28 protein-coding genes and 1 pseudogene are annotated in these 26,791 nt (G+C 38.6%); 23 read left to right on the top strand and 6 right to left on the bottom strand.

Annotated features, from left to right (window positions below; all coding sequences use genetic code 11):
• Positions 1–77: 77 nt before the first annotated feature.
• Positions 78–488 (bottom strand): reverse transcriptase-like protein, encoded by a 411-nt coding sequence (locus LXM54_RS02000; protein WP_233313414.1) that lies wholly within the window; start codon positions 486–488, stop codon positions 78–80.
• A gap of 174 nt (positions 489–662) precedes the next feature.
• On the opposite strand from LXM54_RS02000, the gene LXM54_RS02005 reads away from it, so the two are divergent.
• Both LXM54_RS02005 and LXM54_RS02010 read left to right on the top strand, forming a co-directional pair.
• Positions 663–1,316 (top strand): reverse transcriptase-like protein, encoded by a 654-nt coding sequence (locus tag LXM54_RS02005; RefSeq protein WP_233313415.1) that lies wholly within the window; start codon positions 663–665, stop codon positions 1,314–1,316.
• Between the two features lie 47 nt (positions 1,317–1,363).
• Positions 1,364–1,573, top strand: a complete 210-nt coding sequence (locus LXM54_RS02010; protein ID WP_233313417.1) for a zinc-finger domain-containing protein — start codon at positions 1,364–1,366, stop codon at positions 1,571–1,573.
• A gap of 40 nt (positions 1,574–1,613) precedes the next feature.
• Here LXM54_RS02010 and cspD read toward each other — a convergent pair whose 3' ends face one another.
• On the bottom strand, positions 1,614–1,814 hold the full coding sequence (cspD, locus tag LXM54_RS02015; protein WP_009791749.1) for a cold-shock protein CspD: 201 nt from the start codon (positions 1,812–1,814) through the stop codon (positions 1,614–1,616).
• 384 nt (positions 1,815–2,198) lie between these two features.
• Between cspD and LXM54_RS02020 the strand changes: the two genes are divergently transcribed.
• The 5 genes from LXM54_RS02020 to mntR all read left to right on the top strand — a co-directional run bounded on the left by LXM54_RS02020 (position 2,199) and on the right by mntR (position 7,071).
• Positions 2,199–2,510 carry a hypothetical protein gene (locus LXM54_RS02020; protein ID WP_233313419.1) on the top strand — a complete coding sequence of 104 codons (312 nt, stop codon included), beginning with the start codon at positions 2,199–2,201 and terminating at the stop codon, positions 2,508–2,510.
• A 342-nt stretch (positions 2,511–2,852) separates the two neighbouring features.
• On the top strand, positions 2,853–3,152 hold the full coding sequence (locus tag LXM54_RS02025) for a hypothetical protein (protein ID WP_233313421.1): 300 nt from the start codon (positions 2,853–2,855) through the stop codon (positions 3,150–3,152).
• 3 nt (positions 3,153–3,155) lie between these two features.
• Positions 3,156–4,133 carry an aromatic acid exporter family protein gene (locus LXM54_RS02030; RefSeq protein WP_233313422.1) on the top strand — a complete coding sequence of 326 codons (978 nt, stop codon included), beginning with the start codon at positions 3,156–3,158 and terminating at the stop codon, positions 4,131–4,133.
• Positions 4,134–4,259: 126 nt separating this feature from the next.
• The gene (locus LXM54_RS02035) at positions 4,260–6,419 is read left to right on the top strand and encodes a type IA DNA topoisomerase (RefSeq protein ID WP_233313424.1); all 2,160 of its coding nucleotides are present in this window, start codon (positions 4,260–4,262) and stop codon (positions 6,417–6,419) included.
• A gap of 226 nt (positions 6,420–6,645) precedes the next feature.
• Positions 6,646–7,071, top strand: a complete 426-nt coding sequence (gene mntR, locus LXM54_RS02040) for a transcriptional regulator MntR (RefSeq protein WP_233313426.1) — start codon at positions 6,646–6,648, stop codon at positions 7,069–7,071.
• Between the two features lie 84 nt (positions 7,072–7,155).
• Here mntR and LXM54_RS02045 read toward each other — a convergent pair whose 3' ends face one another.
• Positions 7,156–7,362, bottom strand: a complete 207-nt coding sequence (locus LXM54_RS02045; RefSeq protein ID WP_233313427.1) for a hypothetical protein — start codon at positions 7,360–7,362, stop codon at positions 7,156–7,158.
• 143 nt (positions 7,363–7,505) lie between these two features.
• On the opposite strand from LXM54_RS02045, the gene LXM54_RS02050 reads away from it, so the two are divergent.
• Positions 7,506–8,201: an AIM24 family protein gene (locus LXM54_RS02050; protein ID WP_233313428.1), complete on the top strand. Its 696-nt coding sequence runs from the start codon at positions 7,506–7,508 to the stop codon at positions 8,199–8,201.
• A 76-nt stretch (positions 8,202–8,277) separates the two neighbouring features.
• Here the strand turns inward: LXM54_RS02050 and metA are convergent, their stop codons facing one another.
• On the bottom strand, positions 8,278–9,186 hold the full coding sequence (gene metA / locus LXM54_RS02055) for a homoserine O-acetyltransferase MetA (RefSeq protein WP_233313429.1): 909 nt from the start codon (positions 9,184–9,186) through the stop codon (positions 8,278–8,280).
• A gap of 424 nt (positions 9,187–9,610) precedes the next feature.
• On the opposite strand from metA, the gene LXM54_RS02060 reads away from it, so the two are divergent.
• From LXM54_RS02060 to LXM54_RS02075, 4 genes are all read left to right on the top strand, one after another.
• Positions 9,611–11,281, top strand: a complete 1,671-nt coding sequence (locus tag LXM54_RS02060; RefSeq protein WP_233313430.1) for a formate--tetrahydrofolate ligase — start codon at positions 9,611–9,613, stop codon at positions 11,279–11,281.
• Positions 11,282–11,296: 15 nt separating this feature from the next.
• Positions 11,297–11,854 (top strand): hypothetical protein, encoded by a 558-nt coding sequence (locus LXM54_RS02065; protein WP_233313432.1) that lies wholly within the window; start codon positions 11,297–11,299, stop codon positions 11,852–11,854.
• On the top strand, positions 11,851–12,327 hold the full coding sequence (locus LXM54_RS02070; protein WP_233313433.1) for a glutathione peroxidase: 477 nt from the start codon (positions 11,851–11,853) through the stop codon (positions 12,325–12,327). Before LXM54_RS02065 ends, LXM54_RS02070 begins: the two co-directional genes overlap by 4 nt.
• Before the next feature lie 63 nt (positions 12,328–12,390).
• Entirely contained in the window at positions 12,391–13,185 is a 795-nt protein-coding gene (locus LXM54_RS02075; RefSeq protein WP_233313435.1) for a type II pantothenate kinase, read from the top strand.
• An 80-nt stretch (positions 13,186–13,265) separates the two neighbouring features.
• Here LXM54_RS02075 and LXM54_RS02080 read toward each other — a convergent pair whose 3' ends face one another.
• The gene (locus LXM54_RS02080) at positions 13,266–13,850 is read right to left on the bottom strand and encodes a MerR family transcriptional regulator (RefSeq protein ID WP_233313436.1); all 585 of its coding nucleotides are present in this window, start codon (positions 13,848–13,850) and stop codon (positions 13,266–13,268) included.
• 280 nt (positions 13,851–14,130) lie between these two features.
• Here LXM54_RS02080 and LXM54_RS02085 point away from each other — a divergent pair, with 280 nt between their 5' ends.
• The 3 genes from LXM54_RS02085 (at position 14,131) to LXM54_RS02095 (ending at position 18,770) form a co-directional block, all read left to right on the top strand.
• Positions 14,131–17,193, top strand: a complete 3,063-nt coding sequence (locus tag LXM54_RS02085; RefSeq protein WP_233313438.1) for a GNAT family N-acetyltransferase — start codon at positions 14,131–14,133, stop codon at positions 17,191–17,193.
• A gap of 21 nt (positions 17,194–17,214) precedes the next feature.
• On the top strand, positions 17,215–18,072 hold the full coding sequence (locus LXM54_RS02090) for an amidohydrolase family protein (RefSeq protein WP_233313439.1): 858 nt from the start codon (positions 17,215–17,217) through the stop codon (positions 18,070–18,072).
• Between the two features lie 107 nt (positions 18,073–18,179).
• Positions 18,180–18,770 carry a hypothetical protein gene (locus LXM54_RS02095; protein ID WP_233313441.1) on the top strand — a complete coding sequence of 197 codons (591 nt, stop codon included), beginning with the start codon at positions 18,180–18,182 and terminating at the stop codon, positions 18,768–18,770.
• Positions 18,771–19,222: 452 nt separating this feature from the next.
• Here the strand turns inward: LXM54_RS02095 and LXM54_RS02100 are convergent.
• Positions 19,223–19,496, bottom strand: a pseudogene (locus LXM54_RS02100) (IS1595-like element ISSpps1 family transposase); the annotation flags it as partial.
• Positions 19,497–19,854: 358 nt separating this feature from the next.
• Here LXM54_RS02100 and LXM54_RS02105 point away from each other — a divergent pair.
• The 8 genes from LXM54_RS02105 to LXM54_RS02140 all read left to right on the top strand — a co-directional run bounded on the left by LXM54_RS02105 (position 19,855) and on the right by LXM54_RS02140 (position 26,744).
• Positions 19,855–20,511 (top strand): HD domain-containing protein, encoded by a 657-nt coding sequence (locus tag LXM54_RS02105; protein ID WP_233313443.1) that lies wholly within the window; start codon positions 19,855–19,857, stop codon positions 20,509–20,511.
• Complete coding sequence (locus tag LXM54_RS02110) at positions 20,492–22,375, top strand: ABC-F family ATP-binding cassette domain-containing protein (protein WP_233313444.1); 1,884 nt, start codon at positions 20,492–20,494, stop codon at positions 22,373–22,375. Before LXM54_RS02105 ends, LXM54_RS02110 begins: the two co-directional genes overlap by 20 nt.
• 33 nt (positions 22,376–22,408) lie before the next feature.
• Positions 22,409–23,539, top strand: a complete 1,131-nt coding sequence (locus tag LXM54_RS02115) for a conserved virulence factor C family protein (RefSeq protein WP_233313446.1) — start codon at positions 22,409–22,411, stop codon at positions 23,537–23,539.
• A gap of 96 nt (positions 23,540–23,635) precedes the next feature.
• Positions 23,636–23,920 carry a YrhK family protein gene (locus tag LXM54_RS02120; protein WP_233313448.1) on the top strand — a complete coding sequence of 95 codons (285 nt, stop codon included), beginning with the start codon at positions 23,636–23,638 and terminating at the stop codon, positions 23,918–23,920.
• A gap of 79 nt (positions 23,921–23,999) precedes the next feature.
• Positions 24,000–24,434, top strand: coding sequence for a BrxA/BrxB family bacilliredoxin (locus LXM54_RS02125; RefSeq protein WP_233313449.1), 435 nt, complete (start codon positions 24,000–24,002; stop codon positions 24,432–24,434).
• 100 nt (positions 24,435–24,534) lie between these two features.
• On the top strand, positions 24,535–25,305 hold the full coding sequence (locus LXM54_RS02130; protein WP_233313450.1) for a class I SAM-dependent methyltransferase: 771 nt from the start codon (positions 24,535–24,537) through the stop codon (positions 25,303–25,305).
• 177 nt (positions 25,306–25,482) lie between these two features.
• Positions 25,483–26,073 (top strand): YpjP family protein, encoded by a 591-nt coding sequence (locus tag LXM54_RS02135; protein WP_233313451.1) that lies wholly within the window; start codon positions 25,483–25,485, stop codon positions 26,071–26,073.
• Between the two features lie 89 nt (positions 26,074–26,162).
• Positions 26,163–26,744 (top strand): TerD family protein, encoded by a 582-nt coding sequence (locus LXM54_RS02140; protein ID WP_233313452.1) that lies wholly within the window; start codon positions 26,163–26,165, stop codon positions 26,742–26,744.
• The last annotated feature ends 47 nt before the right edge of the window (positions 26,745–26,791 follow it).

Consider the following 26,791-nt stretch of genomic DNA (forward strand, 5'->3'; position numbering starts at 1 on the left):
TACTTAGATTATTCTACTCAAAAGGATTAGCTATAGGGAGTTGCAATATTAGCGACAGCAAGAAAAGAATCTTAACCTCATGAGTTTTGCATATCATTCGGATTATTTTTGCGTATTGCCAGTCGGGCTAATTCATCCGCTGTTTTATTTTCCGCACTTGGAATCCATTTCATAAAAAATAAGTCTAGCTCATCTGCCATAAGAAGTGCTTCTTCGAGAAGGGGAGAGAATTTTTTGTTTTTAGCAAACCTTTTTTCTACAGCTCTGTCGACAAGCTCAGAGTCTGTCCGAAAGCTGACTGTCCGATAGTTCTTTTCTAAACAGATCTTAAGACCGTGAATCAGCGCATAGTATTCTGCCTCATGATTGCTCATAGACCCAAGCGGCACAGAGTATTTTTCGGCGCTCCCATGCCCTTTAATGAAGATGCCAGCACCGCTCGGACCAGGATTTCCAGCACTTGCACCATCGATGTAGACTTCTATCATTTCTAAACCTCCAAATTATCTGGTATTATTATTCACAGTGGACTTGAGCTTTAAGCTATAAAAGTTAGCCAAATTACATAACATTATTTTATATGGATTTTAACTTAGTAACCATTTTATTATACCGTAACATTTCTAATGAATAGAATCTAATATAGAAGGGGCGCTTTTTAGATGAAATATAAGCTTGAATACAAATACCGCTTAAAAAAAGAAGAGGTTTATTTCACCTCTGACTGGATGGCACAAAGCACAGCCATTTTAATTGGGGAAGATATGGAGAAAAACAAAAAAGGCGTTGATTTGACTTACTATGATGAAAATGGAACGGAATGGAGCTTGAAGGAGCTTATTAAGCTGAATGCTGAAGTGGAAGAGGAGCCCCATGATTTTGTCATTTATTTTGACGGCGGGTATCGAAAGCAAACAAACACAGCTGGGCTTGGAGTTATCCTTTATTTCAACCAAGGCAAAAAAAAATATCGCATTCGGGCTAACGAATTATTTCATGATATGGAAAACAATAATGAAGCAGAATACGCTGCTTTTTATCACGCCTTGAATCTGTTGGAAGAATTAGAAGTCAAAGGAGCAACATGTGAATTTAAAGGTGATTCACAAGTAGTTTTAAATCAGCTGTCAGGAGAGTGGCCATGCTACGAAGAAGCTCTAAACAAGTGGCTTGACCGCATTGAAAAAAAGCTTTCTGATATGAAAATAAATGCTAAATATACACCGATTGGCCGCAATGAAAATAAAGAGGCGGATAAATTGGCTACCCAAGCTCTTGAAGAGAAGCGGATTTATAGCAAAATGCAAATAATTTAACGTACATGTTGCATGCCAATCATGTTAGAAAGAGGAGAGAATGCCTTGTGACGGATAGAAAAAAATGGCTGCTGCAAGCAGAAGAGCTTATAAATGATTATTGTAAAGGCTGTTTTTTATATGAGCATAACAAAATAGAAAAAGGTAAAAGGCAGGCACACCGTTTTTGTATTTCAGAATGTACTGTCGGCTTAGAAATAAAAAAATTCGGAGATATGCTGGCAGGAAATTATAAAGAGGAAGATAAAAAGAGCTGACAAAATGCCAGCTCTTGGATATTGTTGCTCTAAGTTTTTATTATAGTTTAACTACGTTAGCAGCTTGAGGTCCACGATTTCCTTCAACGATTTCGAAAGAAACTTCTTGACCTTCTTCTAGTGATTTGAAACCGTCACCTTGGATAGCTGTGAAGTGTACGAATACATCGTCTCCACCTTCAACTTCGATGAATCCAAAGCCTTTTTCGTTGTTGAACCATTTTACTTTACCGTTTTGCATGTTAAGTTTCCTCCTAAGCCTTTCAAGACACATTAGTGCTGAAAAATAAATATTCTCATAGAACAAAATAATAATAGAAAGTAATTTTTCAGAATTTTGTTAAATGATGTCTATAATATACACGATTAACCCAGTAGAGTCAAGGTTTCATAGAGTTTTTTCATAAAAAGTATTTTTGAGCTCGAAACAAAAGAAAACGGATACACGACAGTGCTTGTTTTCTTGTGAATATTAGTGTAAAAGAATATTTTTAAGTACATAAATCATCTTTTACAACATATCCATATAATGATAAGTAAAAAGGATTTGTTTATAATAGGACAGCTGTAGACAGTTGTCTGCTTTTATGCTTTTTTGCGAAGACAATAAAAGAAGGTGACAAGTATGTATCGATTTTCGATTGAAAATGCTAACTGGATTTTGCGTTTTTCGCCTAATATTGTATTGGAAGATGAAAGCAAGCAGGCTATTGTCAAAAGCATCCTTCAATTAGGCAAGGAGCTGACCACCTTTTCTCACGGTGAATCCTTTGTTATTATGAACAAAAATATCGGATTAATTGTATTTATGGTAGAAAAAATCCCTTCGCTTATATTGACGGTCTCCAATATTGTTGAAAGGGATAAATGGTATGTACAAACAGAAAAGCAAATCAAAAAATACGGCTTTGAACCAGGCAAAGAGGAATCTTTCTAGAAGGAACAAAATTCCTGTTCGTGAATGAAGATTGATTGGAGACTCCTACTCAAATTTGTGAGGAATTCCGAAGACACTATAGCTCCCTTTATTGCACAAAGAAAAAGCTGCTTTTATAACAAAGTTTTTCATCAGTCACCCCCCGGTAAAAGGCCGGTTTTTTTTATGGATAAAAATGAAAGGCTTATCATAAAAAAAACATGTGGAAATAGGAGGGAAACCATTGAAATGTCGGTGAAAATGTGTTTTTATTAACATGATAAAAAGACTTATTTTTTCTGGATTAGATGCTCGTCCATCAAACCAATGGAGCAAAAAATTTACAAGGGAAGATTTTAAAAAATGATTGAAACGATTGTAAAGAACAGTCAAAGTCCGTATTATGAAATTTCTAAGGAAGATCAAGTGATATTGAGTCCGTTTGCTGGAACAGTCAAGAAGGTTTTTGTTCAGGAAAAAGCATACTTTTATGAGTGGGAAACAATTTTGACAATCGAAACCGATCAAGGAGATTTGAAGGAGATCGGAGTTCCATTCAGCGGTTGTGTAGTATCATTGTTTGTGAAAACTGGAGATGAAATTTCAATTAATGGGAAGTTGGTTTCTTTACAGGATGATCTATTAGTTACAGGTTGTGATTGACCAATGCTAATAAAATCTCTAAAAAAATATAAAATAGGCTACCGTACTTTCAAGACTGCTGTTGCTGTAAGTTTGGGAATTACCGTTGCTCAATTATGCAGCCTTGATTTTTTCGTATCTTCTGCTATCATTACGATTCTTTGTGTGCAAAATTCTAAAAAGAAATCATTGCACAGCGCTTTTGCGAGATTCATAGCATGCATGCTTGCGATTCCGTTTTCCTACGTGTTTTTTGAGCTGATTGGTTATAAACCGTATGCGATTGGACTGTTACTCCTGTTATTTATCCCTGCAACTGTTTTGCTGAGAGTAAATGAAGGCGTCGTAACAAGCACTGTCATCATCCTTCATATCTATTCAAATGGCCATATGAACTGGGATGTCATTCAAAATGAGTTCATGCTCATTGTAATCGGAATTGGCGCAGCGCTGTTAGTCAACAGCTATATGCCGAGCCTCGACAAGGAAATGAAGGTATACCAGCAGAAGATTGAAAAGGATTTTCAGGAAATGCTTCAAGGGATGGTTGAGTTCCTGCGTTCTAATGAGTCAGCTTTCGATTATAAATTGAAGCTGATGCAAACAGCGAAGGAAGTACAGATTGCCAAGTCGCTTGCATACAGGGATGTTGAAAATCATTTTACCCGAAAAGAAAACTATTATTATAAGTATTTTACAATTAGGGAAAAACAGCTAGAAATAATAGAAGGACTTTTCGCGAAGGTAACGACAGTAAACAGGCTTCCGGAACAGCGCCATTCGATTGCTAATTTTTTGGAAGAACTGAGTCTTTGCATACATCCTGGTAATACAGCACAGCTTTTCTTGAGCAAGCTTGAAAAGCTAGAGGAAGAAATAAGGATGCAAGCATTGCCGCAGGATTGGGATTTGTTTGTAGAACAGGCTCAGCTCTATAATGTGCTGAAAGAGCTTGAACAGTATTTGAAAGTGAAAAAATCACTCAAAGTAGCTTATAATTGATATAATAGAAATGAAAAAGATTCTACCTGAACATGCTTGTCTCTTTAGAGAAAATGAGATGTTTAGGAGAATCTTTTGTTTTGATAGCAAAAAGCTCAAGGCTAAGCATATAAAAAAGGTGATAACATGAAGTTAATACTTGCTGAAAAACCATCTGTGTCAAAAAATATTGCAGATGCATTAAAAATAAAAACCAAGCAGGACGGTTATTTTGAAGGAAATGGCTATATTATTACATGGGCATTCGGACATTTACTGCAGCTGAATGATGCAAAAGATTATGATGAAAAGATGGCAACATGGAAGATGGAAAACTTCCCGTTTATACCGGAGAACTTTAAATATAAAGTAAAAAGTGACCCTCGTAACCGAGATAAGCCTGATAGTGGTGCGCAAAAACAGCTGCGGATTATCCATCAGCTTATGAGAAGAAAAGATGTCACCGCGATTATATCGGCTTGCGACTATGATCGGGAAGGGCAGATTATCGGAGACAGTATAATTTATAATCTTCGGACAGACAAGGAAGTTTACCGACTGCTTCTGAATGAATGGACACCGGATGAAGTATTGAACGGTTTACAGCAAATCAGGTCAAACAGTGAAATGAGGCCATTGCAGGATGCTGGTGTGAGCAGACAATGGGCGGATTGGCTCATCGGCATTAATCTTACCTCTGTTACAACATTGAAATATCAGAAGGGGAAAGGAAAAGCCCTTAATATTGGCCGCGTCCTCCTTCCAACCTTAAAAATAATCTATGATCGAGATAAAGAAATTCGCGAATTTGTGCCAGAGGATTATTTTAAGCTTCAAGGCACATTCTTAGCTGCTGAAGGAAAATACACAGGCATTTATACTGTCGGCAAAGAGGACAAGTTTAAAACAAAGGCAGAACTCGAGCAAATACAACAGGAAATAGTAGGAAAGAAGGCTGTTGTGGCAGACAAAACCGTCCAGAAAAAGAAAGAGTATCCTCCGTTGTTGTTCAACTTGTCTAATCTGCAAGGGTATATTACGAGCAAATATAAAGGCTGGACTGCAGATAAAGTATTGAAGGTGGCCCAAGGTCTTTATGAAAAGAAGTATATAACCTATCCAAGGACGGCAAGTATGGCACTAGAGGAAAGCTTGATCGGCAAAACTGCAAAGGTAGTCAGCGCCATTTCAGCGAACTTACCGTATAAAGACGATATTAAATTTTATGCATCCAAAAGAGTTTTTGATAATAAAAAAGTCGAAAGCCATAGTGCCATCATACCAACTTATCTTATTCCAAAGAAGCTGACTAAGGATGAGGAGCAAGTATATGAAGCAATTAGAACAAGGCTGTTGATGCAATTCATGCCTGTTGCTGAATATGAAGAAACGAGAATTGTCACAAAAGTGTTAGATGCAAATTTAAACGGTGTGTTTCATACAAAAGGCAAAGTGCAGCTTGTTGAAGGATGGAAAAAAGCGGAGAACATCAAGTCAAAGGATGTCCTTCTTCCATTTGTAAGCAAAGGAGAAGAAGTGGACATTAAAAAGATGGAAACAACTACTCATACGACACAGGCACCAAAGGAGCATACCGAAAAAACACTGTTGCGCTTAATGGAAACATGCGGAAAAAACTTCGATACTTCAGGCGATACGGAAGAAGATGTCGTTTCCATTTTAAGCGGGTTCAGTATCGGAACACCTGCCACCCGTGCAGAGACCATTAAGAAGCTAAAGGCTATCGGCTATATAGAGGCAAAAGGGAAGAACCTTAACTGCACCGACTTAGGCAAGACACTTGTTGAAACATTCCCAATCAAGGAATTGTTTAACCTCGATTTCACAGGTCGGTTAGAGAAGTCTCTGTATGATATTGAAAAAGGTAAATACACGAAAAGCGCATTTTTGCAGCTTATTGGTGAATTCACTAGAAATTCCGTTGAAAAGATTAAAGGGGAACAAGCTGTTACCATTCAAGAGGTTTCGTATACAAAAAAAACCATAGAGAATCTTGGCACGTGTCCTGTTTGCGGTCATAAAGTAATCGAGGGGCAAAAAGGCTACGGCTGCAGCAATTGGAAACAAGGCTGTAAGTTTGTAATCTGGAAGAATGACAAGTTTTTGGCAGCATTAAAGAAAAAACCGACAAAAACAATGGTGAAGTCACTGCTTAAAAAAGGGGAAGCAGAAGTTAAAGGACTGACAAGCAAAAAAGGAAATAAATTTGACGCTGTATTAAAGTATGTCAAAAATGAGGATAATGATTATTTCAGCTGGCAAATGGATTTTTCCAGCAAGAAATAAGCAAGCGATCTCCTGCCTAGTTAAGAACATGTTGTTTTATGTTCGAACCAATAGGGTAAGTGCTTGTTTCCTTAATTCTTATATAGTAAAATGCATAAAGGATATTTTCGTTCTTGCGTGTTTGGCAATAAGCCAAAGCGAAGGACAAGAGCAGTTGTGAAACTGCTCTAGTTTTGCCAAACATGGCAAGTGTTTGAGAGTATATGCAAAATTAGGAGGGTCATATATGCCAACACCCAGCATGGAAGACTATATCGAACAAATTTATAAATTAATAGAAGACAAAGGATATGCAAGAGTTTCCGACATTGCAGAAGCCTTGTCCGTGCATCCCTCCTCTGTTACAAAGATGGTTCAAAAGCTAGATAAGGATGAATATCTTGTATACGAAAAATATAGAGGGCTGATACTAACCCCGAAAGGCAAAAAAATCGGACAAAGGCTAGTTTATCGGCATGAGCTGCTAGAAGACCTTCTACGTATCATCGGCGTAAAAGAAGAAAATATTTATGAAGATGTGGAAGGCATTGAACATCATTTAAGCTGGGACGCAATAGATCGTGTTGGAGATTTAGTCCAATATTTTCAGGAAGATAATAAAAGAATAGAGGAGCTTAAAATTATCCAGCGAAAAAACGAGGAACTGGATTAATTAAGGCGAGAGACATTTTTTATTGAAAACCCCCTTTGTCAATAAGGTGTGTCTCTATGTCTAGCCCCTCTTACATAATAACGATTAAATCAGCGGGTATTCCGCAAAGGTATCCTCAATAATAAGCGCTTGTCCCTCTTCATAGCTTGCCTCACAAAGCCTTATACCATCGAGCAAGCCTTCTTCTGCTTCAAGCAGTGCTTTTCTGTAAGAAATAATCCGTTCATTTGATGTTTTAAAGCTTATAATCTCACCTAAGTAATTTCTTTCGACAGCAACGATTGTTTCCACGTTTTTTATCCATCCTTTCTCTAAAAATCAAAATCATCGATTAGTATGTGCGAAAACAGAAAAAATAATCATGAAACTTTTACCAAATGTAATCGTATTAGTAAAAAGTAAGCCTAATAGATGAAAAGAGAGGGATTAAACTTATGAGCAGATATTCCTTGGAGGACTTTGTAGAAAAAACCGAACAGCAGGATAAAGGTGAAGGACTGTTTGAACTGGAAACACAGCGGATGCTGGAAGTGAATTTAGAGGAAATGGTTTGGGCAAAAGCTGGCAGCATGGTTTCCTACATGGGAAACATTAAATTTACAAGAGAAGGCATTCTCGAACACGGCTTAGGCAAAATGTTCAAAAAAGCTTTAACAGGAGAAGGAGCTTCTCTTATGAAAGCAGAAGGACAAGGGAAATTATATCTTGCAGATCAAGGTAAAAAAATCACGATTCTTCATCTGAATGGTGAATCGATTTTTGTTAATGGCAATGATCTTCTTGCATTTGAGCCAACTGTAAAGTGGGATATTAAGCTTATGAGAAAAGTTGCCGGAATGCTGTCCGGAGGTCTTTTCAACATTCATTTGTCTGGAAGAGGGATGATTGCCATCACTTCTCATTATGAACCTCTCACATTGAAAGTGACACCAGCAAAACCTGTTTTCACAGACCCGAATGCAACTGTTGCATGGTCTGGTAACCTGCAGCCCGAATTTGTGACAGACGTTTCGTTAAAAACCTTTTTCGGAAGAGGAAGCGGTGAATCCATCCAAATGAAATTCAGCGGTGAAGGATTTGTCGTAATCCAGCCATTTGAAGAAGTTTATTTTTCTGACAGCAACGGCTGATTTACATAACAAAAGAGGATTTGGCTTTCCAACAATTGTTTGGAAGCCAAATCCTCTTTTATGTAACACGAGCCTTTCATTTCCACTCATACGGTGTTTCTTGGTATACATAGTAATTGAGCCAATTAGAAAACAGCAAATGTGCATGAGAACGCCATATATTAAGCGGTCTTCTGTTTGGGTCATTGTTTGGAAAATAATGAAGCGGCAGATGTATATCTAGTCCCTTCTCTTTATCCCGTTTATACTCTTCAGCAAGTGTTGATGAATCATACTCTAAATGGCCGGTTATCATAATCTGTTTGCCATTATTTCCGCTGATAATTAATGCACCGGCTTCATCAGATGCAGCGAGCAGCTGGAGTGATGGATGTTCATCAATTTCACGGATTTGGACATTAGTGTGTCTTGAATGCGGTGCAACGAAGCTGTCGTCAAATCCGCGCAGCAGCTTTTCAGACGGTCTAAGGACTTCATGGGAATAGATACCGTAGCATTTTTGATCAAGTTCATATTTCTTAATGCCGAAATGATGGTATAAAGCAGCTTGGGCGCCCCAGCAAATATGCAATGTGGACGTTACATTTGTTTTCGTCCAGTCCATTATTTCTGTCAGCTCTTCCCAATACTGAACATCCTCAAAATTCATCAGTTCAACTGGTGCTCCCGTAATAATCATGCCATCATATTTATTACCTTTAATGGCTTGGAAATCAGTGTAGAATTGTTCTAAATGGTTCGGACTTGTATTCTTAGAGTGATAGGATGCTGTGCGCAGCAGCGAGATATTGACTTGCAGCGATGTATTACCTAGAAGTCTAAGAATTTGTACTTCTGTTTTTTCTTTCTCAGGCATTAGATTAAGAATTAATATATTCAATGGTCTAATATCTTGAGCCTTTGCTCTTGTTTCATCCATTATAAAGATATTTTCTTCTTCGAGAATTTCCCTTGCTGGCAGCAGCTGAGGAATTTTAATAGGCATAATGGTTCGCCTCCTGTTTTTTCCTTTTTTCTTCATGTTGTACAATTGTTATGCCTTATTTTCCAAGCTGGAATAATTAATAGAACAATAAGCAAAGCTATCGTTGTATTCCGATTATTTCATAAACTTAGATTAGTTAAATAATGTATAAACATATAGCCTATTATAAATATCCTTTCGGTTTGCCGCAATATAATTGCTGAAATGTATGAAAATAAGTTTTTTTCAGCATATTTCCCCTTGGGTGTTCTTGCTGTTTTTCTATGCTGGCAAAGGTAAAAACGAACATTTCAGATATTTCCTTTTAATTTTATTCGTTCATCTGTAAAATAAGATTATTGGCAAAATAATGCTGTACATAGATTTTTTAAGATGAATATATTCATACGAAATGAAAATTAAATTTTATAAAGGCGGGAAAATAATGAAAACAGATATAGAAATTGCACAGCAAGCAACCATTCATCCTGTTCTCGATATTGCGAAGAGGTTAGGTTTAACAGAGGATGACTTAGAACTGTATGGAAAATATAAAGCGAAAATCTCTTTTGATAAGCTGGAGGAATTAAAAGATAAACAGTCAGGCAAACTCATTCTTGTCACGGCAATTAACCCGACACCTGCAGGAGAAGGGAAATCAACAGTTACAGTAGGCTTAGGTGATGCCTTGCAAAAACTTAATAAAAAAACAGCTATTGCAATGAGAGAGCCGTCCCTTGGGCCAACGATGGGAATAAAAGGGGGCGCTGCAGGAGGTGGCTATGCTCAAGTTTTGCCGATGGAGGATATCAATCTTCATTTCACTGGTGACCTTCACGCCATTACAACAGCCAACAATGCATTAGCCGCAATACTAGACAATCATATTCACCAAGGAAATGAGCTGAGAATTGACCAAAGACGGATTGTCTGGAAACGTGCTGTTGACTTAAATGATCGTGCTTTAAGAAAAGTGGTTATCGGGTTGGGCGGTCCTCTTCAAGGTGTGCCAAGAGAGGACGGTTTTGATATTACGGTTGCATCAGAAATAATGGCAGTGCTTTGTCTGGCACATGATTTAAATGATTTAAAGAAAAGACTGTCCCAAATGGTCATTGCCTATAATATGGACAAACAACCTGTAACAGTCGGCGAGCTTGGTGTGGAAGGCGCACTAACACTGTTGTTAAAAGATGCCATTAAGCCGAATCTTGTGCAGACAATTGAACATACACCTGCTATCATCCACGGTGGTCCGTTTGCCAATATCGCCCATGGGTGCAACAGTGTGATTGCCACAGCTGCCGCAAGCAAGCTTGCTGATTATGTTGTAACAGAAGCTGGCTTTGGCGCAGATCTTGGTGCCGAAAAATTCTTGAACATTAAAGCCCGCAATGAACAAATTAATCCGGAAATCGTTGTGATTGTCGCAACCATCCGAGCATTGAAAATGCATGGCGGTGTGGCGAAGAGTGATTTGGCAGCGGAAAATACAGAAGCTTTAAAAAAGGGATTTGCCAACCTGCAAAAGCATGTGGATAACATTAATCAGTTTGGACTACCATTTGTTGTGGCGATTAACCGTTTCTATACAGATACAGAGCGTGAAATCGAAGTGCTAGAAGAGCTGTGTGCAAGTCAGAGTATCCCCGTTGCTTTAACAGAAGTTTGGGAGAAGGGTTCCGAAGGCGGACTGGAGCTTGCTCGCAAGGTTTTAGAAATTATGGAACAAGAAAAGAATGAATTTAAACACTTATACAGCTTAGATGCTTCTATTGAGGAGAAAATCGACACTATTGCCACGAAAATATACGGTGCGAGCCATGTCGAGTTCAGCACAAAAGCAAAAAAGCAAATCAAGGATTTCCAAGCGTTCGGCTGGGGTAATCTCCCTGTTTGTATGGCGAAAACGCAATACTCTCTTTCAGATGACCCAAGTCTACTTGGGAGACCGAGTAACTTTGCAATCACAGTAAGAGAACTAAAACCTAGCATCGGAGCAGGTTTCCTAGTTGCCTTGACAGGAGATGTAATGACAATGCCAGGCTTGCCGAAGCAGCCAGCTGCTTTAAAAATGGATGTGAATGAGGACGGAAAAGCAATCGGCCTCTTTTAAAAAGGAGATTAATATATGTTTGACCCAACTGCTTATGATAATTTAAAAACGGTTGTAGAAGGACAGCTTTATGATAGGGATCTTGAAGGTACAATCGACATCTTAAATCGCAAAGACATTTTAGATACCAGTACAATGTCCAGGGAGTTTCATCTTGTGTTTGCCTTAAGAGGGCAACAAAATGCTCAAATTACTTTGTCGATGTATGCTTCCCTGAAAAACTTAGCAGCAGAGCTTTTAGAGCTTGAGGAGAAAATGCATTTAATAGGAGCGAAAATTCGTTTGACGATACATGTCAGACATAAGAATAATCAAGAAACAGTTTGGATGCTGCAGGACTTGCTGCAAAGAGTATGGGGAGCGGAACATGTTATTAAGCAGGAAATTCGTGTTGATCCCTTCCGTTCTGATAATATAGTAAATAATCATATCTCCATTGATTTCAGCAGATTAGTTACAGAAGGCGATATGGATGATTTAGTCAGCATGACTGATTATATGCTCGCAACATTGGCTGGCTTGCAGAGGCAGAAGGTGCTGATTGATTTGGACAGGAAGGGAATGATAGGATGACTGTTTATGATTTTGAGGTCAAAAAAATTAATGGCGAAGAAGTTTCACTGAATGATTATAGTGGGAAAGTGCTTGTTATCGTCAATACTGCGAGCAAGTGCGGATTTACTCCGCAGTTCAAAGAGCTTCAATCGATTTTTGAGGAGTACAATGATAAAGGCTTTGCTGTGTTAGGATTTCCTTGTAATCAGTTTATGAATCAAGAGCCTGGGGCTGAGGATGAAATTCTTGAATTCTGCGAATTGAATTATGGCGTTACCTTCCCGATGTTTGCAAAAGTTGAAGTGAATGGCAAAAATGCCGATCCTCTTTACAAGCATTTAAGTAATGAGGCGCCTGGTGCAATGGGGCTGAAGGCGATTAAATGGAATTTTACTAAATTTTTAGTAGACCGTTCTGGTAAAGTAGTTAAACGGTATTCTCCAAATGCTTCTCCGTATGAAATGAAAGAGGATATTGAAAAGTTATTATAAGAAGAAAACGGGAAGAATGGATTACTCTGTTCTTCCTTTTTTATAACAAAAGGAGGGAGCAGTTTGGCTAAAATCGGGATAGATGCTGGCGGTTCCATGATTAAGCTTGCATTTGAGCAGAACGGACGAATTCATTTTAGAAAATATCCTAATGCTCAAACAGATACTGCACTAAAGTGGTTGAAGCTTTTTGAATGGAATGATATAGCCCTTACTGGAAGCAAGGCTGCTTATTTAAAACAAGCGTTTTTTCCTAATGCCTCCATTCTTCCTGAATTTGATGCTGTCTGTACTGGAGCAAGATGGCTGAAGGATAGGGATTATCCTCATATTAATGACGAATTCCTGCTTGTTAATGTCGGAACTGGTACTTCCTGGTTTAAGGTTAGCAAGAAGAGTCATTCGCGGGTTTTAGGAAGCGGAATTGGCGGGGGAACAATCATGGGACTTGCAGAATTATTAACTGGAGTTCAGGATTTTGCAAAAATTACAGAGCTTGCTTCTAAAGGCAGCAAGAATAAGATCGATGTTCTTGTGAAGGATTTATATGAAGAGGATATTGGTATCAACGGAAGCTTGACTGCGAGTAATTTTGGCTATGGAAATACATTGGATGGTAGCAAGGAAGATAAATTATCGTCTCTTTTTCAAATGACAGCCGAAACGATTGTTCTACTGTCACAGCAGGCTGGCACTATTCATCAAATAGACCAGATTATCTATGCGGGTGGAGCCGTTTCAGTGAATATGCCTTTGCAAAAAAGCATTTCTTCCTTTGATTATTTATTTCCAAAGAGTCAGCTGTTTCTGCAGGATGGCCAGTTTTGCGGTGCTTGTGGTGCACTACTTTCTGTCTAAAAGAAATCAAGGATGATGGCATTTGTATAGAAAAAGACTTAACAACAGTCCATACAAATGCCATCATCTAACATGACAAATTAGCGATACGAAAACAAGCGGAATATCGCTCCTCTTCTGACTGGTGCTTCCTTCGTCGCTTTATCCTCTTCGTCTTTGCTTTTCCTTGTACCATATGTGTGTACGTAAGGCTGATTAGCAGCAGCGGTAAGGGCAGCAATCTGTTCTTTTTGTGTCTCAATAAATTCATGCTGCTGATCCATTTGCTCCTGTTGCTTTTTCAATTGTTGAACAAGCACTGAATTGAAGTTGATTTGCAGCTCAAGCTGTTCTTTTACTGTTTTCAGCTCTTGAAGCATCTCTTCTGACGGCTTCGCTACTTGCTGCTGCAAGACTTGCGGCTCCGTGTCGGTCAGCACATCTTCAATTTCTCGCAAAGATAATTTATCTTCATTACGCAGCTTTTTAATCTTTTCCAATACTTCCATTGCGTTATCATCGAAATAGCGGTAACCGTGTTCGCCGACAATCGCCGGAATAACTCCTTTCAGCTCTCTAAGCCAGTTGCGCACAACACCAGGACTTTCTTCAATTGCAACAGCTGCCTCCTTAACGCTTAATAAAATTTCCTCCGTAGCAGAAGCGACTCTCTCTTGTTCCATCATTATGCTTCATCACCTTTCGTTTTGATAGAATAAATGAACGAAGAACAAATAAGTTTTTCGACTTTAAATACTAGTTCGCTATTTTAAAAAAATCTCCTTTAGCGAGGTTTGTCTAGTTTTGTTGATTAATAGTTTCTGTTATTTTATGATAATATATTTACAATAATTTCCAAGCATAATACGATAGAAAATAGGATTGGAAAGGGTTATTACTAAATAAAATGAAAGGAAGGATTATGTTTTCCATCCATACAATATGAAGAAAAAGGTGATTCGCTAAATGACAATCCATCAAACGATTGCTGATATACAGATTGTGGAGTACGAGGATCGGTTTGCTGCTGAAGTTGCGAAGATGTGGAACAAAAGCAAGGCGGCTTGGGGCGGCAGTGTAAAAACAGAAGAACAAATAATTGATCAGCATCGCAGCACAGATAATCTGCATACTTTTTTAGCCGTACATAACGATGAGGTGGTAGGATACTGCGGGCTGTCTGTGTATAAAGAAGATGTTGGTTCGTTATATATCCCGCTGTTAAATGTTCGACCCGATTTCCATGGGAAAAAGGTCGGTAAACTGCTGCTTCTTCATGCATTACAAGCAGTTATTAATAAAAAATGGCCACGGCTCGACTTATACACATGGGCAGGTAATACGAAAGCGGTCCCCCTTTATAAGCGCTGCGGTTTTTTCTGGGAAGATGAAGACAGCTATACTCACTTAATGAACTTTATTCCAACCATATTAAATGACAAGCTGCTCGCTCCTTATATGGCTAAAATTGACTGGTACAAGGACATGCTGCGCACGATGGAATTAAAGCCAGATGGAAGGAATGTAGATGGGTTTACTTATTATGACTATGAATGGGTAAATAAAGAGACCGCACTTAAAGCAAGCTTTGAAAAAACGGGCAGAGGTTTATGTGCACTAGAAACAGATGATTTCTCGATTGAATTATCTCTAAAAAATCATGAATTGCTCGTAGGACAAGAACATGAAGTTACATGTTTTATTAAGAACAAGTCCACCACTCCTCTTTTAATTGAGTTATCATCCTGTCCAAATGAAAGAGTTATTTGTGATTTTAACCACCGCCTCTTTGTTGAAGAAGAAATGACGATAACAGATACATTCTTTTTAACCGAGGGACCTGAGGCAGAAAAGGGCAAAACATTCCCAACCATTGCGGTCAATATAGCAGCAGGTGGCACTATGACGACATTTAAACTAGGAATCTGTCCAAAAACGCCAGTAACTATCATGGCAAAACCGATTCACTATGCATTGCAGGAAGGCTTCGAGATTGCTCTCGATTTGGAATTAGAAAATAATCTTACTGAATCTGTACAGGCAACCATTATGCTTCCTGAAAGTGAATATTTGTCTTTTAAAAATTCCACATTCAGCCTTTTGCTAAAAGGCAAAGAAAAGCGGTTCGTATCAATACCTGCTTCTATATTAGCTTTAGGCTTTACGAATGAAGACATCCTTGTTCAAGTGAAATGGCAAGGTGGTGAGCTTACGGTAAATAAACCAATTGCACTGGCATTAAAGGGAATTGGTGAGAGATTTTTCGGTGAAACAAAAGATTACTATCATGTTTTTAATGGGATTTATCAAGTGAATGTCAGAAAGGCAGATAATGTAATGACAGCAGGCACCAATCAGACAGGGAACTTACCGTTCGCCATGTTTGCCCCGATGCTTGGCAAGCCCTACTCCAATGAGCTGTCAAAAAAGAAGCCAGAAAAAGTCGAAACCTCCTACGAAAAGACATCTATTATTCTCACTCTTCATTATCAATCTACTGAACATCCAGACAATAGTATAAAGCTTAACATCCAGCTATTTGCAGAAGGACTTGTGAAAAGATGGGTTCTCCTTGAAAACAAACAGACTTCTTTAGATATCCATCTGCAGGAGACCTTTTATCATGATTGGGCAGAGGTATACTTACCTTTAAAAGGGGAGGTTGTTGTATTCAAGGAAGCCGATATGGTGGAGCCGCGAGACATTGCGTCAAAAGACATGAGCAGCAACTGGTATTTCTCTCAAGATCAGTCGAGCCCTGTCGGTGTATATTGGACGCAAGGCAGTAAAATAAGGATGGAAGGGTGGAAAATGCATCTCGAGTCACAAAAAAGCAGGCAAGGTAATGTCTATTCCTTCCCGCCTCTGTATATGTCTATCGGCGCTTATAGGAATTGGAGAGAAGTAGAATCAGCAGCGGCAGGTATTCAAGCTTCTAAGAAGGAAATCCATAAAGGTCTCGAGTTAATCTGGAATGGCGGCAACCCGATGCTTGAAGCAAATACATCTTTATCCTATCAGTTTGCCAGTTACCGCAACAATGCGCTTAAATTTGATATGGATTTGATTATTAATAATGCTTCTGCCCATCTGCAAGATCTAAAAGTCAATACTCCGCTCCATTTACCGTTTGAAGCAGCTGCGTGGCAGGCAGTCAATAAAATGACGACAGTAATGAAGACGGAAATAAGAGAATCTTATTTTGATAACATCCTGTTTTATCCGCAAGGAAGGATAACAAAAAACATCATAAACGAAAAAGGATTTGAAACATATCGTCTTCATAACGGCATCCTGGAAATTTCCGCTGCAGCCGATTATTATCCAGGTATCTTTTCCTTACAAGTAAACGAAACAGAATGGCTTGATCAGGCATTTCCAGAGCTGATTGCAAAAAGCTGGTGGAACCCTTGGGCCGGCGGGATGAAGGCAGGTCCGCCTGATTTGAATGATTATTCTATGATGAAAGAATCGACTAAGCTTGCGTTTGTCGATGTGTGGGATAATTTCGCAAACAAATGGTCTGGTATCAGAATGGATACAGATATTAACCAGCACTCACAATGGAGAGGGCTTTCATTTTCTCAATACTTTGTCACAATGCCAGGATTGCCTCTTCTTGCTGTGTTTGTGTCTGTGCATAAAACGGCAGGCAGAAAAATGGAGAAGGAGCAATGGCATACAAATCTCTTTTTGCATAACAATTGTACTTTGCAGCTAGCTGATCATAAATTGCATAACCGAGTCTATACTTCAGGAGCTATGGAGCAGGATATTACTTTAAAGGAAGACTTTCATGTTAAACTACAAGGTACAGAGGATAAGCTGCATTTACTCACAGACAGAAACAGAATCAGTACACAATATTACACAAATAATGAAATCATTCAGCTTGTTTCCATGACAAATTGTGAAAGAGACAATCAGAACAGAGTATTTACACTGCCGAGCTTCCTTTATTTTGATAAGATGAATGTCAAATCATCACAGTTAGACATACTTAAATCCCTTCGGTTTACTAAATTATAGAGTGATAGAAAAGGAGAACCAATGAAAATTATTGATGCTCACATCCATTTGTCTAATATCGAATCATTTAAAGAAACAGCAAAATCATTGTCTAAAGTTGATTACAGCACGGACGGAGTTCAATCAGAAATGAAAGATGCGAATATTGTCTTAGCAATTGGCATGGGAGTGACAGAAACGCCGCATATGGGCTTTCCCGACTATAAGGCCCAAACACCGATGGGGCTTGATCTTGGAGATATACTGCCGCCTAATATCGTCTATTGTGCCGGAGTTAATCCATACAAGCTAGATTCTTTTTCTATCAGAGAACTGGAACGGGAAATCTACAAGGATCATGTAGTCGGCATAAAGATTTATTTAGGCTATTATCCGTTCTATGCCTATGATAAAGTATACAATCCTGTGTATGAACTAGCGGAAAAGTATAACTTGCCAGTTGTGTTTCATACTGGAGATACATACTCCGAAAGAGGGTTGTTGAAATATTCCCATCCGCTTGCAATTGATGAAGTTGCGGTGAAATATCGCAATATTCGTTTTATGATGGCCCATTTTGGCGATCCATGGACATTGACTGGTGCAGAGATTTTATATAAAAACCGAAATGTTTATGCTGACCTTTCCGGGCTGGTTGTTGGGGCAAGAGCGGAGTTAGAGAAGGCGCAAGAAGGAATATTTTTACAGCATTTAAGGCATGCGCTCGTATATGCCAACTCCTATGATAAGCTTTTGTTCGGGACAGATTGGCCGTTAGCTCCATTCCAACCATATATTGAATTTATTCAAAACCTTATTCCGAGTGAGTATCATGAAGATGTGTTTTATAACACAGCCTTGAAGGTTTTTCCAAAAATCAAGAAGTTTCTTTATGGTTGATTTTTAAAAAAACATTAGGGACTATCTTAAAAAGATAGTCCTATAAGCATTATTAATTTGGAAAATGGAAAAACTACTACCTACACAATAGGTAGCAGGTGTATAAAATGAAAACTATTTTAGCTTGTTTTTTTATCTTAATACTCATGGGTTCTATCTCCTGTTTTGCTAAAGAAACAATAGACTATGGGAATTATGAAGTAGATTTACCAGAGAAAGAATTAACTCTTAAAGAAGCGTATAATTTAGGATTAGAACTAGGGAAAAAATTCGATAAAGAAGCAATTCTTTTATTTATGAACAGTGTTGATGATGAAACTTTAAGTGGCTATAATGGAAAAAAAGGAAATTGGCAAGGCGTGTTTGCTTTACCATCAGTTAAACGCCAGATGGTATTTGTTATTGAAAAAGGCAAACATAAAAGTCACAGAATAATTGGCAATTCCGATGAACTAACTATTCCACATTTAGAAATTAATATTGATAGTAGTCAAATTATTAAAATTGCCGTTGAAAAATATCATTTGCAACCAAGCCCAAAAGATGCCCCTTTCTCACACGGATATCATTTTAGATTAATGCGAGATGAAAATTACATTTTTCTTGGTGTAGATGGAAAAATAAATGGTCTAAATGCAGAGGTTTTATTTAATCCTAAAACCGGCGAATACTTAGGACTTACAAAAGAAAATAAATAACTTATGCCTCTATTAACGAGAGCATTAACCCAATTACGATTAATGCTCTTTTTCGAATATTGTTATTAAAAAAATACTAAGAAGAAATTGTTATTTAGATTGGCTATGTTAAAGTATACACATATGCTCATATAATCACGTTCGTATGACTAAAGTATAAGAATAGAATAGTTTAGAAGGTTGAAAAAATTAACGATGAAAATGTAATATATAGCATTGCTTATGATTTAAAAAGTTCTTACAAGAGCTTTGGAACAGGACATAAGTTAATTACTTTAGAGAAAAATCCGGTTACAAGCAAAAGAACTTGGTATATCACGAAAATCGTTACATTGTATAAACAATATGAAGGAGTTACACCAGCTGAAACAATAATCAAATAAAGTTAGGAGTCTATGCTCCCTATACCTACTTAGAACTTGGAAATGCAGTTACCAAGTTTTTTTCTCTTCCTAAAATGCCGTATCTCTAAGTCGTAAAGTTTCTGCTGTTTCCCAAGTTCCGTTAACACTTGCTAGGATAAGCATTTGTTTTTTCTTACTTAATTCACTCTCTGTATTCCTATTGTCAAGGAACTGAAACCATACTAAATATAATAGTAAATACTTTGTAGAAACTCAAATTAAACCGACGTATCCATTTCTTTAAACGGGAATGGTAACTATTAATATTGTTTAAATGGTAGATTCCTTTCTTTACATATTCTTTCTTGCTGCCATTTATAATGCTGAATTTACTGTTGTCGTAAAAAAGCTCTGCCGCATCACTCCCTCTCATACAAATGGCCCGTTCCCCTAAAAGATGTGTTTCAAATATATCAGACTGATAAGCTTGACATCTGTTTGATACAAATTGATAGCCTTCCTATAGCACGTCTAAGCTGTGATCTATTCCTGCTTCTTTTGGCATTGAGTTAGACATCTTTTTATCTTCCGCTTTCTATTGTTTAGTTATCTTTTTCCTCTTTTGCAAACTTTAAACGAGATAGGAAAAGAGTATCGGTGCTTAAAACGGTTTTGTAGTTGATTTTTTTCATTCGTGTTACAATATTTCGGTAGGATATAGATAGGAGTTCATTCAAATAATGGATATCATTCAATTAACAGAGAATTTTGTGAAAGATAAATTAAAAGATGATGTGACAGGCCATGATTGGCATCATATTGACAGAGTGCGAAATACTGCGCTTTTCATCTGTGAAAAAGAATCAAGCGGAAATCCATTTATTATAGAGCTTGCCGCTATTTTACATGATGTGGCAGATGCAAAACTGAACGAATCTAAAGAGGAAGGTACTCGGCTGCTTGAGCAGTTTTTAGAAAGTCTCCCGCTTGAACAGAATGATCGAAATCATATAGTAAGGGCAATTGCAACGGTTTCATACAGCGGCGGAAACAACGCGGAGCCAGAGTCGATTGAAGCGAAAATTGTTCAAGATGCGGACAGACTGGATGCGATTGGCGCAATCGGTATCGCTAGAACCTTTGCATATGGCGGAAAAAAGGGACATGTCATATACGATCCTTCTGTCGGTGCTAGAGAAAACATGACAGAAGAGGAATATCGGAGCGGCCAGTCTAGCACCATCCAGCATTTCTATGAAAAACTCCTGAAATTAAAGGACTTGCTTCATACGAATACAGCCAGAACGATTGCAGCAAAAAGGCATCAATTGATGGAAAATTACTTAAAAGAATTCTATAAAGAATGGAATGGTAGTTATGAAGAGTATTTCAATTGAAAATTTAACAAAAACTTACGGGGAAAAAGAATTATTTCATTCCATTTCCTTTTCTATAAGTGAAAAAGAAAGAGTTGGACTGATTGGTATTAATGGCACAGGCAAGTCATCGCTGCTGAAGATAGTGGCAGGTATCGATTTGCCTGATGAAGGCGAGATTATCGCCCCGAAAGATTACCGAATCGCATACTCCTCCCAAAGTCCGGAAATCCATCCCGAAATGACTGTTTTAGATTATGTGTATACAGGTGATGCACCAGTATGGAAAGTGGTCCGGAATTATGAGGAAATATTGCTCAAGTTAGAAAAGGACCCGGAAAATAATAAGCTGCACGGCGAGCTGTTCGAGATCCAAAAAAGAATGGATGCCCAAAACGGCTGGGATGTTCATACGAATACGAAGACTGTATTAACAAAGCTTGGCGTCAGCTTTTATGACAAAAAGATTGGTGAGCTGTCAGGCGGCCAGAAAAAGCGTGTTTCTCTTGCGCAAGTCCTTATTCAAGAGCCGGATTTGCTCATTTTGGATGAGCCTACAAACCATCTTGACTTTGATGCGGTTAAATGGCTGGAAGACTATTTAGGTAAATTTAATGGTGCCCTGCTGCTTGTCACACATGACCGTTACTTCTTAGACAAGGTTACCAACCGGATGTTTGAGCTAGAGGGAGGCAATTTATACAGCTATAAAGGCAATTATGCAGAGTTTCTGCAAGCAAAGGCAATCAGAGAAGAAAACGAGGCAGCAACTATTGATAAACAAAAGAATTTGTTCAGACGAGAGCTGGAATGGATTCGCAGAGGTGCTAAAGCCCGTTCAACTAAACAAAAAGCAAGAATTCAGCGCTTTGAAGAATTAGATGACAAACTTGCATCCGTTCAGGATAAAGGCAAGCTTGATATTTCCTTAAAAGGCAGCAGGCTAGGTAAACAGGTTTTTGAGCTTGTGTCTGCTTCCAAATCCTTTGAAAACAAAACGATTCTGAAGGACTTTAATCTCCTTGTAAAGCCTGGAGACAGAATTGGCATTATCGGTCATAATGGTACAGGAAAATCAACGCTGCTTAACATTCTTGCTGGCAAGATTCCGCTAGACCATGGTGACTATATTATTGGACAAACAGTGAAAATTGCTTACTATACGCAGGAAAACGAAGAAATGGACCAATCAAAGCGCATGATTGAGTATTTAAAGGAGACGGCTGAAATCATTGAGACAACAGACGGGAAAACGATCTCTGCTGCACAAATGCTCGAAAGATTCTTGTTTCCGCCCCATACGCATGGAACCATTATCGGCAAGCTGTCTGGCGGGGAAAGACGAAGATTATACTTGCTGAAAATACTAATGGGCGAGCCGAACGTCCTGCTTTTAGACGAGCCGACGAATGATCTTGATACACAAACACTGATGGTGTTGGAGGATTATTTAGATGAGTTCAAAGGTGTTGTTATTACAGTATCCCATGACCGCTATTTCCTAGATAAAGTAGCGCAAGAGCTGTTAGTGCTCAGAGGCGGAGGTAATATAGAGAGCTACTACGGCAATTACACCGAATATCTCCAATCCGAAAAACAAAAAGAGCAGGCAGAAAAAGCGGTGAAGGAAAAGCCGAAGCAGCAAGAACAGCCGAAACAGAAGAAGGTTAAACTAAGCTATAATGAACAACGAGAATGGGCGACAATCGACAGTGATATAGAAAACTGCGAAAGCCGCCTTGAAGCGATTGAAACAGAGATGGAAAACACAGGAAGTGACTTTGAAAAAGCCAACGCTCTGCTTAAAGAACAAGAAGAATTAAATGAGAAATTGGAATTTTTAATAGAACGGTGGAGCTATCTGTCTGAGATTGCTGAAAGTTAACCGTTAAAAAATGATTTTGAGGGGGATTTTTTGATGAAAATTATGGCGATTGAACCTACTCCTAGCCCGAATACGATGAAAATCAATTTAAATGAAGAGCTGCCGATGGGAACAAGCAATAACTATAAAAAGGACAATGCCGAAGAAGCACCGAAGGTAATCCAGGACATTCTGGCAATTGAAGGTATTAGAGGGGTTTACCATGTTGCTGATTTCTTGGCAGTTGAACGAAATGCCAAATATGACTGGAAGGAACTTCTTGCCCAAGTACGAAATGCTTTTGGGGAAGAAGCAGAAAGTTTAGAAAAAGAGCCGGAAGTGAACGAGCATTTCGGTGAAATAAAAGTGCTTGTGCAAATGTACAAAGGGATACCTATGCAAGTAAAGCTGACGGATGGAACGGAAGAAAAGCGTTACGGCTTGCCAGAGCAATTCATGAAGGCCGTTTCAGAGGTAAGAATGCCGCAAGATAATGTTGTGGCAAGCAGAAAATGGCAGGAATTCGGAGTGCGCTACGGTGAGTTTGACGAAATTGGTCAAGCTGTCCAAGAGGAAATGATGGCTGCATATCCTGATGAAAGAATTGCAAGCCTAGCAGAAGCTGCAAAGAACCCAGAAACAGCAGAAGCAACTTTGAACAAGCGGGAAAAAATCAAACTGACCTTTCAAGATTTAGAGCATGAAGATTGGAAGATTAGATATCAGAGATTAGAACAAAGTGAGGATCCGACGGTTGATGATATACCAGTGTTAACGGCAGCACTTGATGATGAAAAGCCGTCCATTCGCAGACTGGCAACAGTATATCTCGGAATGATTGAAGATGTAATCGTGCTGCCGTCCCTTTATAAAGCACTTCAAGATAAAACGGTAACAGTAAGACGAACTGCAGGTGACTGCTTGTCAGATTTAGGCTTCTCTGAAGCAATGGAAGAAATGATGAAAGCTTTAGATGACAAAAGCAAGCTTGTAAGATGGCGTGCTGCAATGTTCTTGTATGAAGTGGGAGATGAAAGGGCTTTGCCTTCATTAAAGGCTCATGAAGATGATCCTGAATTTGAAGTAAGTCTGCAAATTAAAATGGCTATCGAAAGAATTGAGCTTGGAGAAGAGGCGAAAGGTTCTGTCTGGAAACAGATGACTGAAGCACGCAAGCAGGATTGACTTTAGAAAATATTTCTTGTTGGACTAATTGTGTTTAGACTCCCCGTTAAAAGGAATACATTCACTAGTATTTCTTTTAGCGAGGTGTTAAAAAACATGAATAAACAGTCAGAAGAAGAAGAAAATCATGTTATCTCTATCGGTTCTTTAGCTATCATTTTAAAGGATAAATATCAGGCGATATATACAATCAATGATATCCTGATTGGACTGTTATTCCTGTTAGGAACGATTTTCAACATGCTGTTGAGCTGGAAGATAACAGGTGCCGTTCTTTATATCTCAGGAAGTGTCTTGCTTCTTATTCGTCCAGTTATCCGAACATGTCATCTTTTACAGGTAAAAAGAGTGGGAAAAGAAAAAAGAAAGAAACACGCCTAATCAGATTCATTTCGTTGCATGTATGCATTTCATTATTGTATGCTTATAGCACATGCATAAATAAAGGAGGAAAATAGTAATGTCGATGGCATATGAAGAATATATGAGACAAATGGTAAAGCCGATGCGAGCAGAGCTTGTGCACGCAGGTTTTCAGGAATTAACAACAGAAGAAGAGGTAGAGGAGTTTATCAGCAGCAATAAAGGAACTTCACTGGTTGTTGTTAATTCTGTATGTGGGTGTGCTGCAGGTCTTGCAAGACCTGCTGCAACACAGGCCGTATTACAAGCAGAGAAAAAACCGGATAATCTTATTACAGTATTTGCAGGTCAAGATAAAGAAGCGACTGCAAGAATGAGGGAGTTCTTTGGAGATATCGAGCCATCATCTCCTTCTATGGCTTTAATTAAAGACAATCAGGTTGTCCATTTTATCCCTCGTTATGATATTGAAGGCAACTCCATGGAAGCGATTATGGAAAATTTGATGTCTGCTTTCGAACAAAACTGCTAATAATAAAAGCAATAGAACAAGCAAAGAGGGGCACACTAGCAGCCCCTCTTTTTTTCTTATAAAGGCAATTCCTTTTAAGTGTTAAGAAAGGTGAATGAAAATGATAGTTACAACTGCAGGAAGAACAAATCAAGAAATGATAGACAAAGCGAAAACGGCAGCAGCCTTGCTGCAGTGCAGCTATGTGGACAGAAATAAAAGGACAGTCAAATCTCTGATCACTAAGTATCAAGAAGATGTGTTAGTGGCGGGCAAGGAAAGATATGAACTGTTTGCAGCAAATGCGAGCGAGCCTTTTTTCTTTCATCCTAGCTCTGCAATGTTCCGAATTAAAAGACTGCAAAAGGAGGAGCATGATCCTTTCGTTGATGCTTGCAATCTAACAGAGGGAAAGTCTCTTTTTGACTGTACGCTCGGCTTAGCATCTGACAGCATTATCGCAAGCTTTGCAGTCGGAAAATCAGGAGCAGTTGAAGGAGTGGAAGCAAGTCCGGTCATTGCCTTTATTGTCAAAGAAGGTCTTGCTGTCTGGCAGTCCCATGATGAGCAAATGGATGAAGCTATGCGAAGGGTGAAGGTGACGAGCGGACATGCACTTGATGAGCTGAGAAAAAAAGAGACAAACAGTATCGATTGTGTGTATTTAGATCCAATGTTTGAGGAAAGCATTGATTCAGATGGAATTAAACCATTAAAGCATTTAGCTGTTTATGAAGACTGGACAACCACGATGATAGAAGAAGCACGCCGTGTCGCCAAAGAAAGGGTTGTACTGAAGGACCATTATAAAAGCACGCGCTTTGAAGCCTTTGGTTTTCAGCGAATACAGCGGAAAACAGCCAAATTTCACTATGGCATCATTGAATTATAGGAAAAATTAAGGATAACAGGCTATTATTTTTAAATAATACTGTATAAATAGTGGCTGAATAATTGTACTTTATTATATACTTGAATAGTACTGTATATATATTAGAGCACCATTAAACAAAGAAAAAAACTGGCTTTACATAGGATTAACAGGATTTTTGAAAGTGAGGTGTTTACAATGCCTAATTGGATTCGAAAAAGTCTTGTTGTCTTTGTGTCGATCTTAACATTTGGACTGGTAACTCCGTCCCCTTCCGCTTTTTACAATACTAGCAATGGTGATGAAAAGAAGCCTGCTGATGAAAGCAAGCTGCCAGTCTCTTCAGAAGAATTAACCCTTGATACGGGGATTCTGGATGAGCGTTCGGAAAGGGATAAGGTCGTGGGCAAGCTGATGGAAGAAGCAGAAGTGCAAAGCTATACGAAATTCGGGAGCAAGATTAAACCGGTGATTGAGGATGAATTCAGAATTGCGATTTTACCGAATATTGAAAAAGCGATTAACAATGTGACTTCAAGCTTCCCTGATGAAGATTTGAGCCAGCTTACGGTTACAGAAATGCCGAGCCCTGGGACGAGCGAGCGGATTTTCCACATAGTGAAAGAAAATCAAGACGTGATTCGCTTTCATGTAAGAAGGGATCGCCCCCCGCAAGATGGCTATTGGTTCAATTTTCATTATCACACGTTTCAGGATAATTTCCAAAATCATTATGCACTAGGCAATATCTACTGGGATAAAAATACTCCGCCTAAATGGATGAGTTAAAAAAAAATCCCGACAAATAATAAAAATGCGAAACTATTGAAGCATTTGAAACGTAGATAATAAAAATGAAAAAAATGGAGGAATTAATCATGGCAATCAGTTTATCAAAAGGACAAAAAGTAGACTTAACAAAAGGAAACCCAGGATTAACGAAAGTTATCGTAGGACTTGGCTGGGATGTAAACAAGTATGACGGCGGAAATGACTTCGACTTGGATACTTCTGTATTTTTGCTTGGTGACAACGGTAAAGTAACATCTGAAGCTGATTTTGTATTCTACAACAACACATCTGGCGGAAACGGATCTGTCGTTCACTCTGGTGACAACCGAACTGGAGCAGGAGACGGTGATGATGAGCAAATTATTATTGACCTTCAAGCAGTGCCTGCAAGTGTTCAAAAGATTGCTTTTACTATTACAATTCATGACGGTGACGCACGAAACCAAAACTTCGGACAAGTTTCTAACTCATATGCGCGTATTCTGAATGAACAAAATAATGAAGAGCTTATCCGCTATGACTTAGGAGAAGATTTCTCTATTGAGACAGCGCTTGTTGTCGGAGAACTTTATCGCCATAACAACGAATGGAAATTCAGTGCAATCGGAAGCGGCTACCAAGGCGGCTTGGCAGCATTAGCAACAGATTTCGGACTGCAAGTCGGCTAATCTGTTAGTTGCTTTTAGAGGGGATAACCTTTTCAATTGCCTTTCCA

It is taken from the genome of Bacillus sp. Au-Bac7 (assembly GCF_021341655.1).
In the GTDB taxonomy this organism is placed as follows: domain Bacteria; phylum Bacillota; class Bacilli; order Bacillales; family Cytobacillaceae; genus Niallia.

Coding starts and splice junctions, on each gene's coding strand:
- LXM54_RS02000 (WP_233313414.1), bottom strand. CDS start 488: ATGATAGAAGTCTACATCGATGGTGCAAGTGCTGGAAATCCTGGTCCG.
- LXM54_RS02005 (WP_233313415.1), top strand. CDS start 663: ATGAAATATAAGCTTGAATACAAATACCGCTTAAAAAAAGAAGAGGTT.
- cspD (WP_009791749.1), bottom strand. CDS start 1,814: ATGCAAAACGGTAAAGTAAAATGGTTCAACAACGAAAAAGGCTTTGGA.
- LXM54_RS02020 (WP_233313419.1), top strand. CDS start 2,199: ATGTATCGATTTTCGATTGAAAATGCTAACTGGATTTTGCGTTTTTCG.
- LXM54_RS02025 (WP_233313421.1), top strand. CDS start 2,853: ATGATTGAAACGATTGTAAAGAACAGTCAAAGTCCGTATTATGAAATT.
- LXM54_RS02030 (WP_233313422.1), top strand. CDS start 3,156: ATGCTAATAAAATCTCTAAAAAAATATAAAATAGGCTACCGTACTTTC.
- LXM54_RS02035 (WP_233313424.1), top strand. CDS start 4,260: ATGAAGTTAATACTTGCTGAAAAACCATCTGTGTCAAAAAATATTGCA.
- mntR (WP_233313426.1), top strand. CDS start 6,646: ATGCCAACACCCAGCATGGAAGACTATATCGAACAAATTTATAAATTA.
- LXM54_RS02050 (WP_233313428.1), top strand. CDS start 7,506: ATGAGCAGATATTCCTTGGAGGACTTTGTAGAAAAAACCGAACAGCAG.
- metA (WP_233313429.1), bottom strand. CDS start 9,186: ATGCCTATTAAAATTCCTCAGCTGCTGCCAGCAAGGGAAATTCTCGAA.
- LXM54_RS02060 (WP_233313430.1), top strand. CDS start 9,611: ATGAAAACAGATATAGAAATTGCACAGCAAGCAACCATTCATCCTGTT.
- LXM54_RS02065 (WP_233313432.1), top strand. CDS start 11,297: ATGTTTGACCCAACTGCTTATGATAATTTAAAAACGGTTGTAGAAGGA.
- LXM54_RS02070 (WP_233313433.1), top strand. CDS start 11,851: ATGACTGTTTATGATTTTGAGGTCAAAAAAATTAATGGCGAAGAAGTT.
- LXM54_RS02080 (WP_233313436.1), bottom strand. CDS start 13,850: ATGATGGAACAAGAGAGAGTCGCTTCTGCTACGGAGGAAATTTTATTA.
- LXM54_RS02085 (WP_233313438.1), top strand. CDS start 14,131: ATGACAATCCATCAAACGATTGCTGATATACAGATTGTGGAGTACGAG.
- LXM54_RS02090 (WP_233313439.1), top strand. CDS start 17,215: ATGAAAATTATTGATGCTCACATCCATTTGTCTAATATCGAATCATTT.
- LXM54_RS02095 (WP_233313441.1), top strand. CDS start 18,180: ATGAAAACTATTTTAGCTTGTTTTTTTATCTTAATACTCATGGGTTCT.
- LXM54_RS02105 (WP_233313443.1), top strand. CDS start 19,855: ATGGATATCATTCAATTAACAGAGAATTTTGTGAAAGATAAATTAAAA.
- LXM54_RS02110 (WP_233313444.1), top strand. CDS start 20,492: ATGAAGAGTATTTCAATTGAAAATTTAACAAAAACTTACGGGGAAAAA.
- LXM54_RS02115 (WP_233313446.1), top strand. CDS start 22,409: ATGAAAATTATGGCGATTGAACCTACTCCTAGCCCGAATACGATGAAA.
- LXM54_RS02120 (WP_233313448.1), top strand. CDS start 23,636: ATGAATAAACAGTCAGAAGAAGAAGAAAATCATGTTATCTCTATCGGT.
- LXM54_RS02125 (WP_233313449.1), top strand. CDS start 24,000: ATGTCGATGGCATATGAAGAATATATGAGACAAATGGTAAAGCCGATG.
- LXM54_RS02130 (WP_233313450.1), top strand. CDS start 24,535: ATGATAGTTACAACTGCAGGAAGAACAAATCAAGAAATGATAGACAAA.
- LXM54_RS02135 (WP_233313451.1), top strand. CDS start 25,483: ATGCCTAATTGGATTCGAAAAAGTCTTGTTGTCTTTGTGTCGATCTTA.
- LXM54_RS02140 (WP_233313452.1), top strand. CDS start 26,163: ATGGCAATCAGTTTATCAAAAGGACAAAAAGTAGACTTAACAAAAGGA.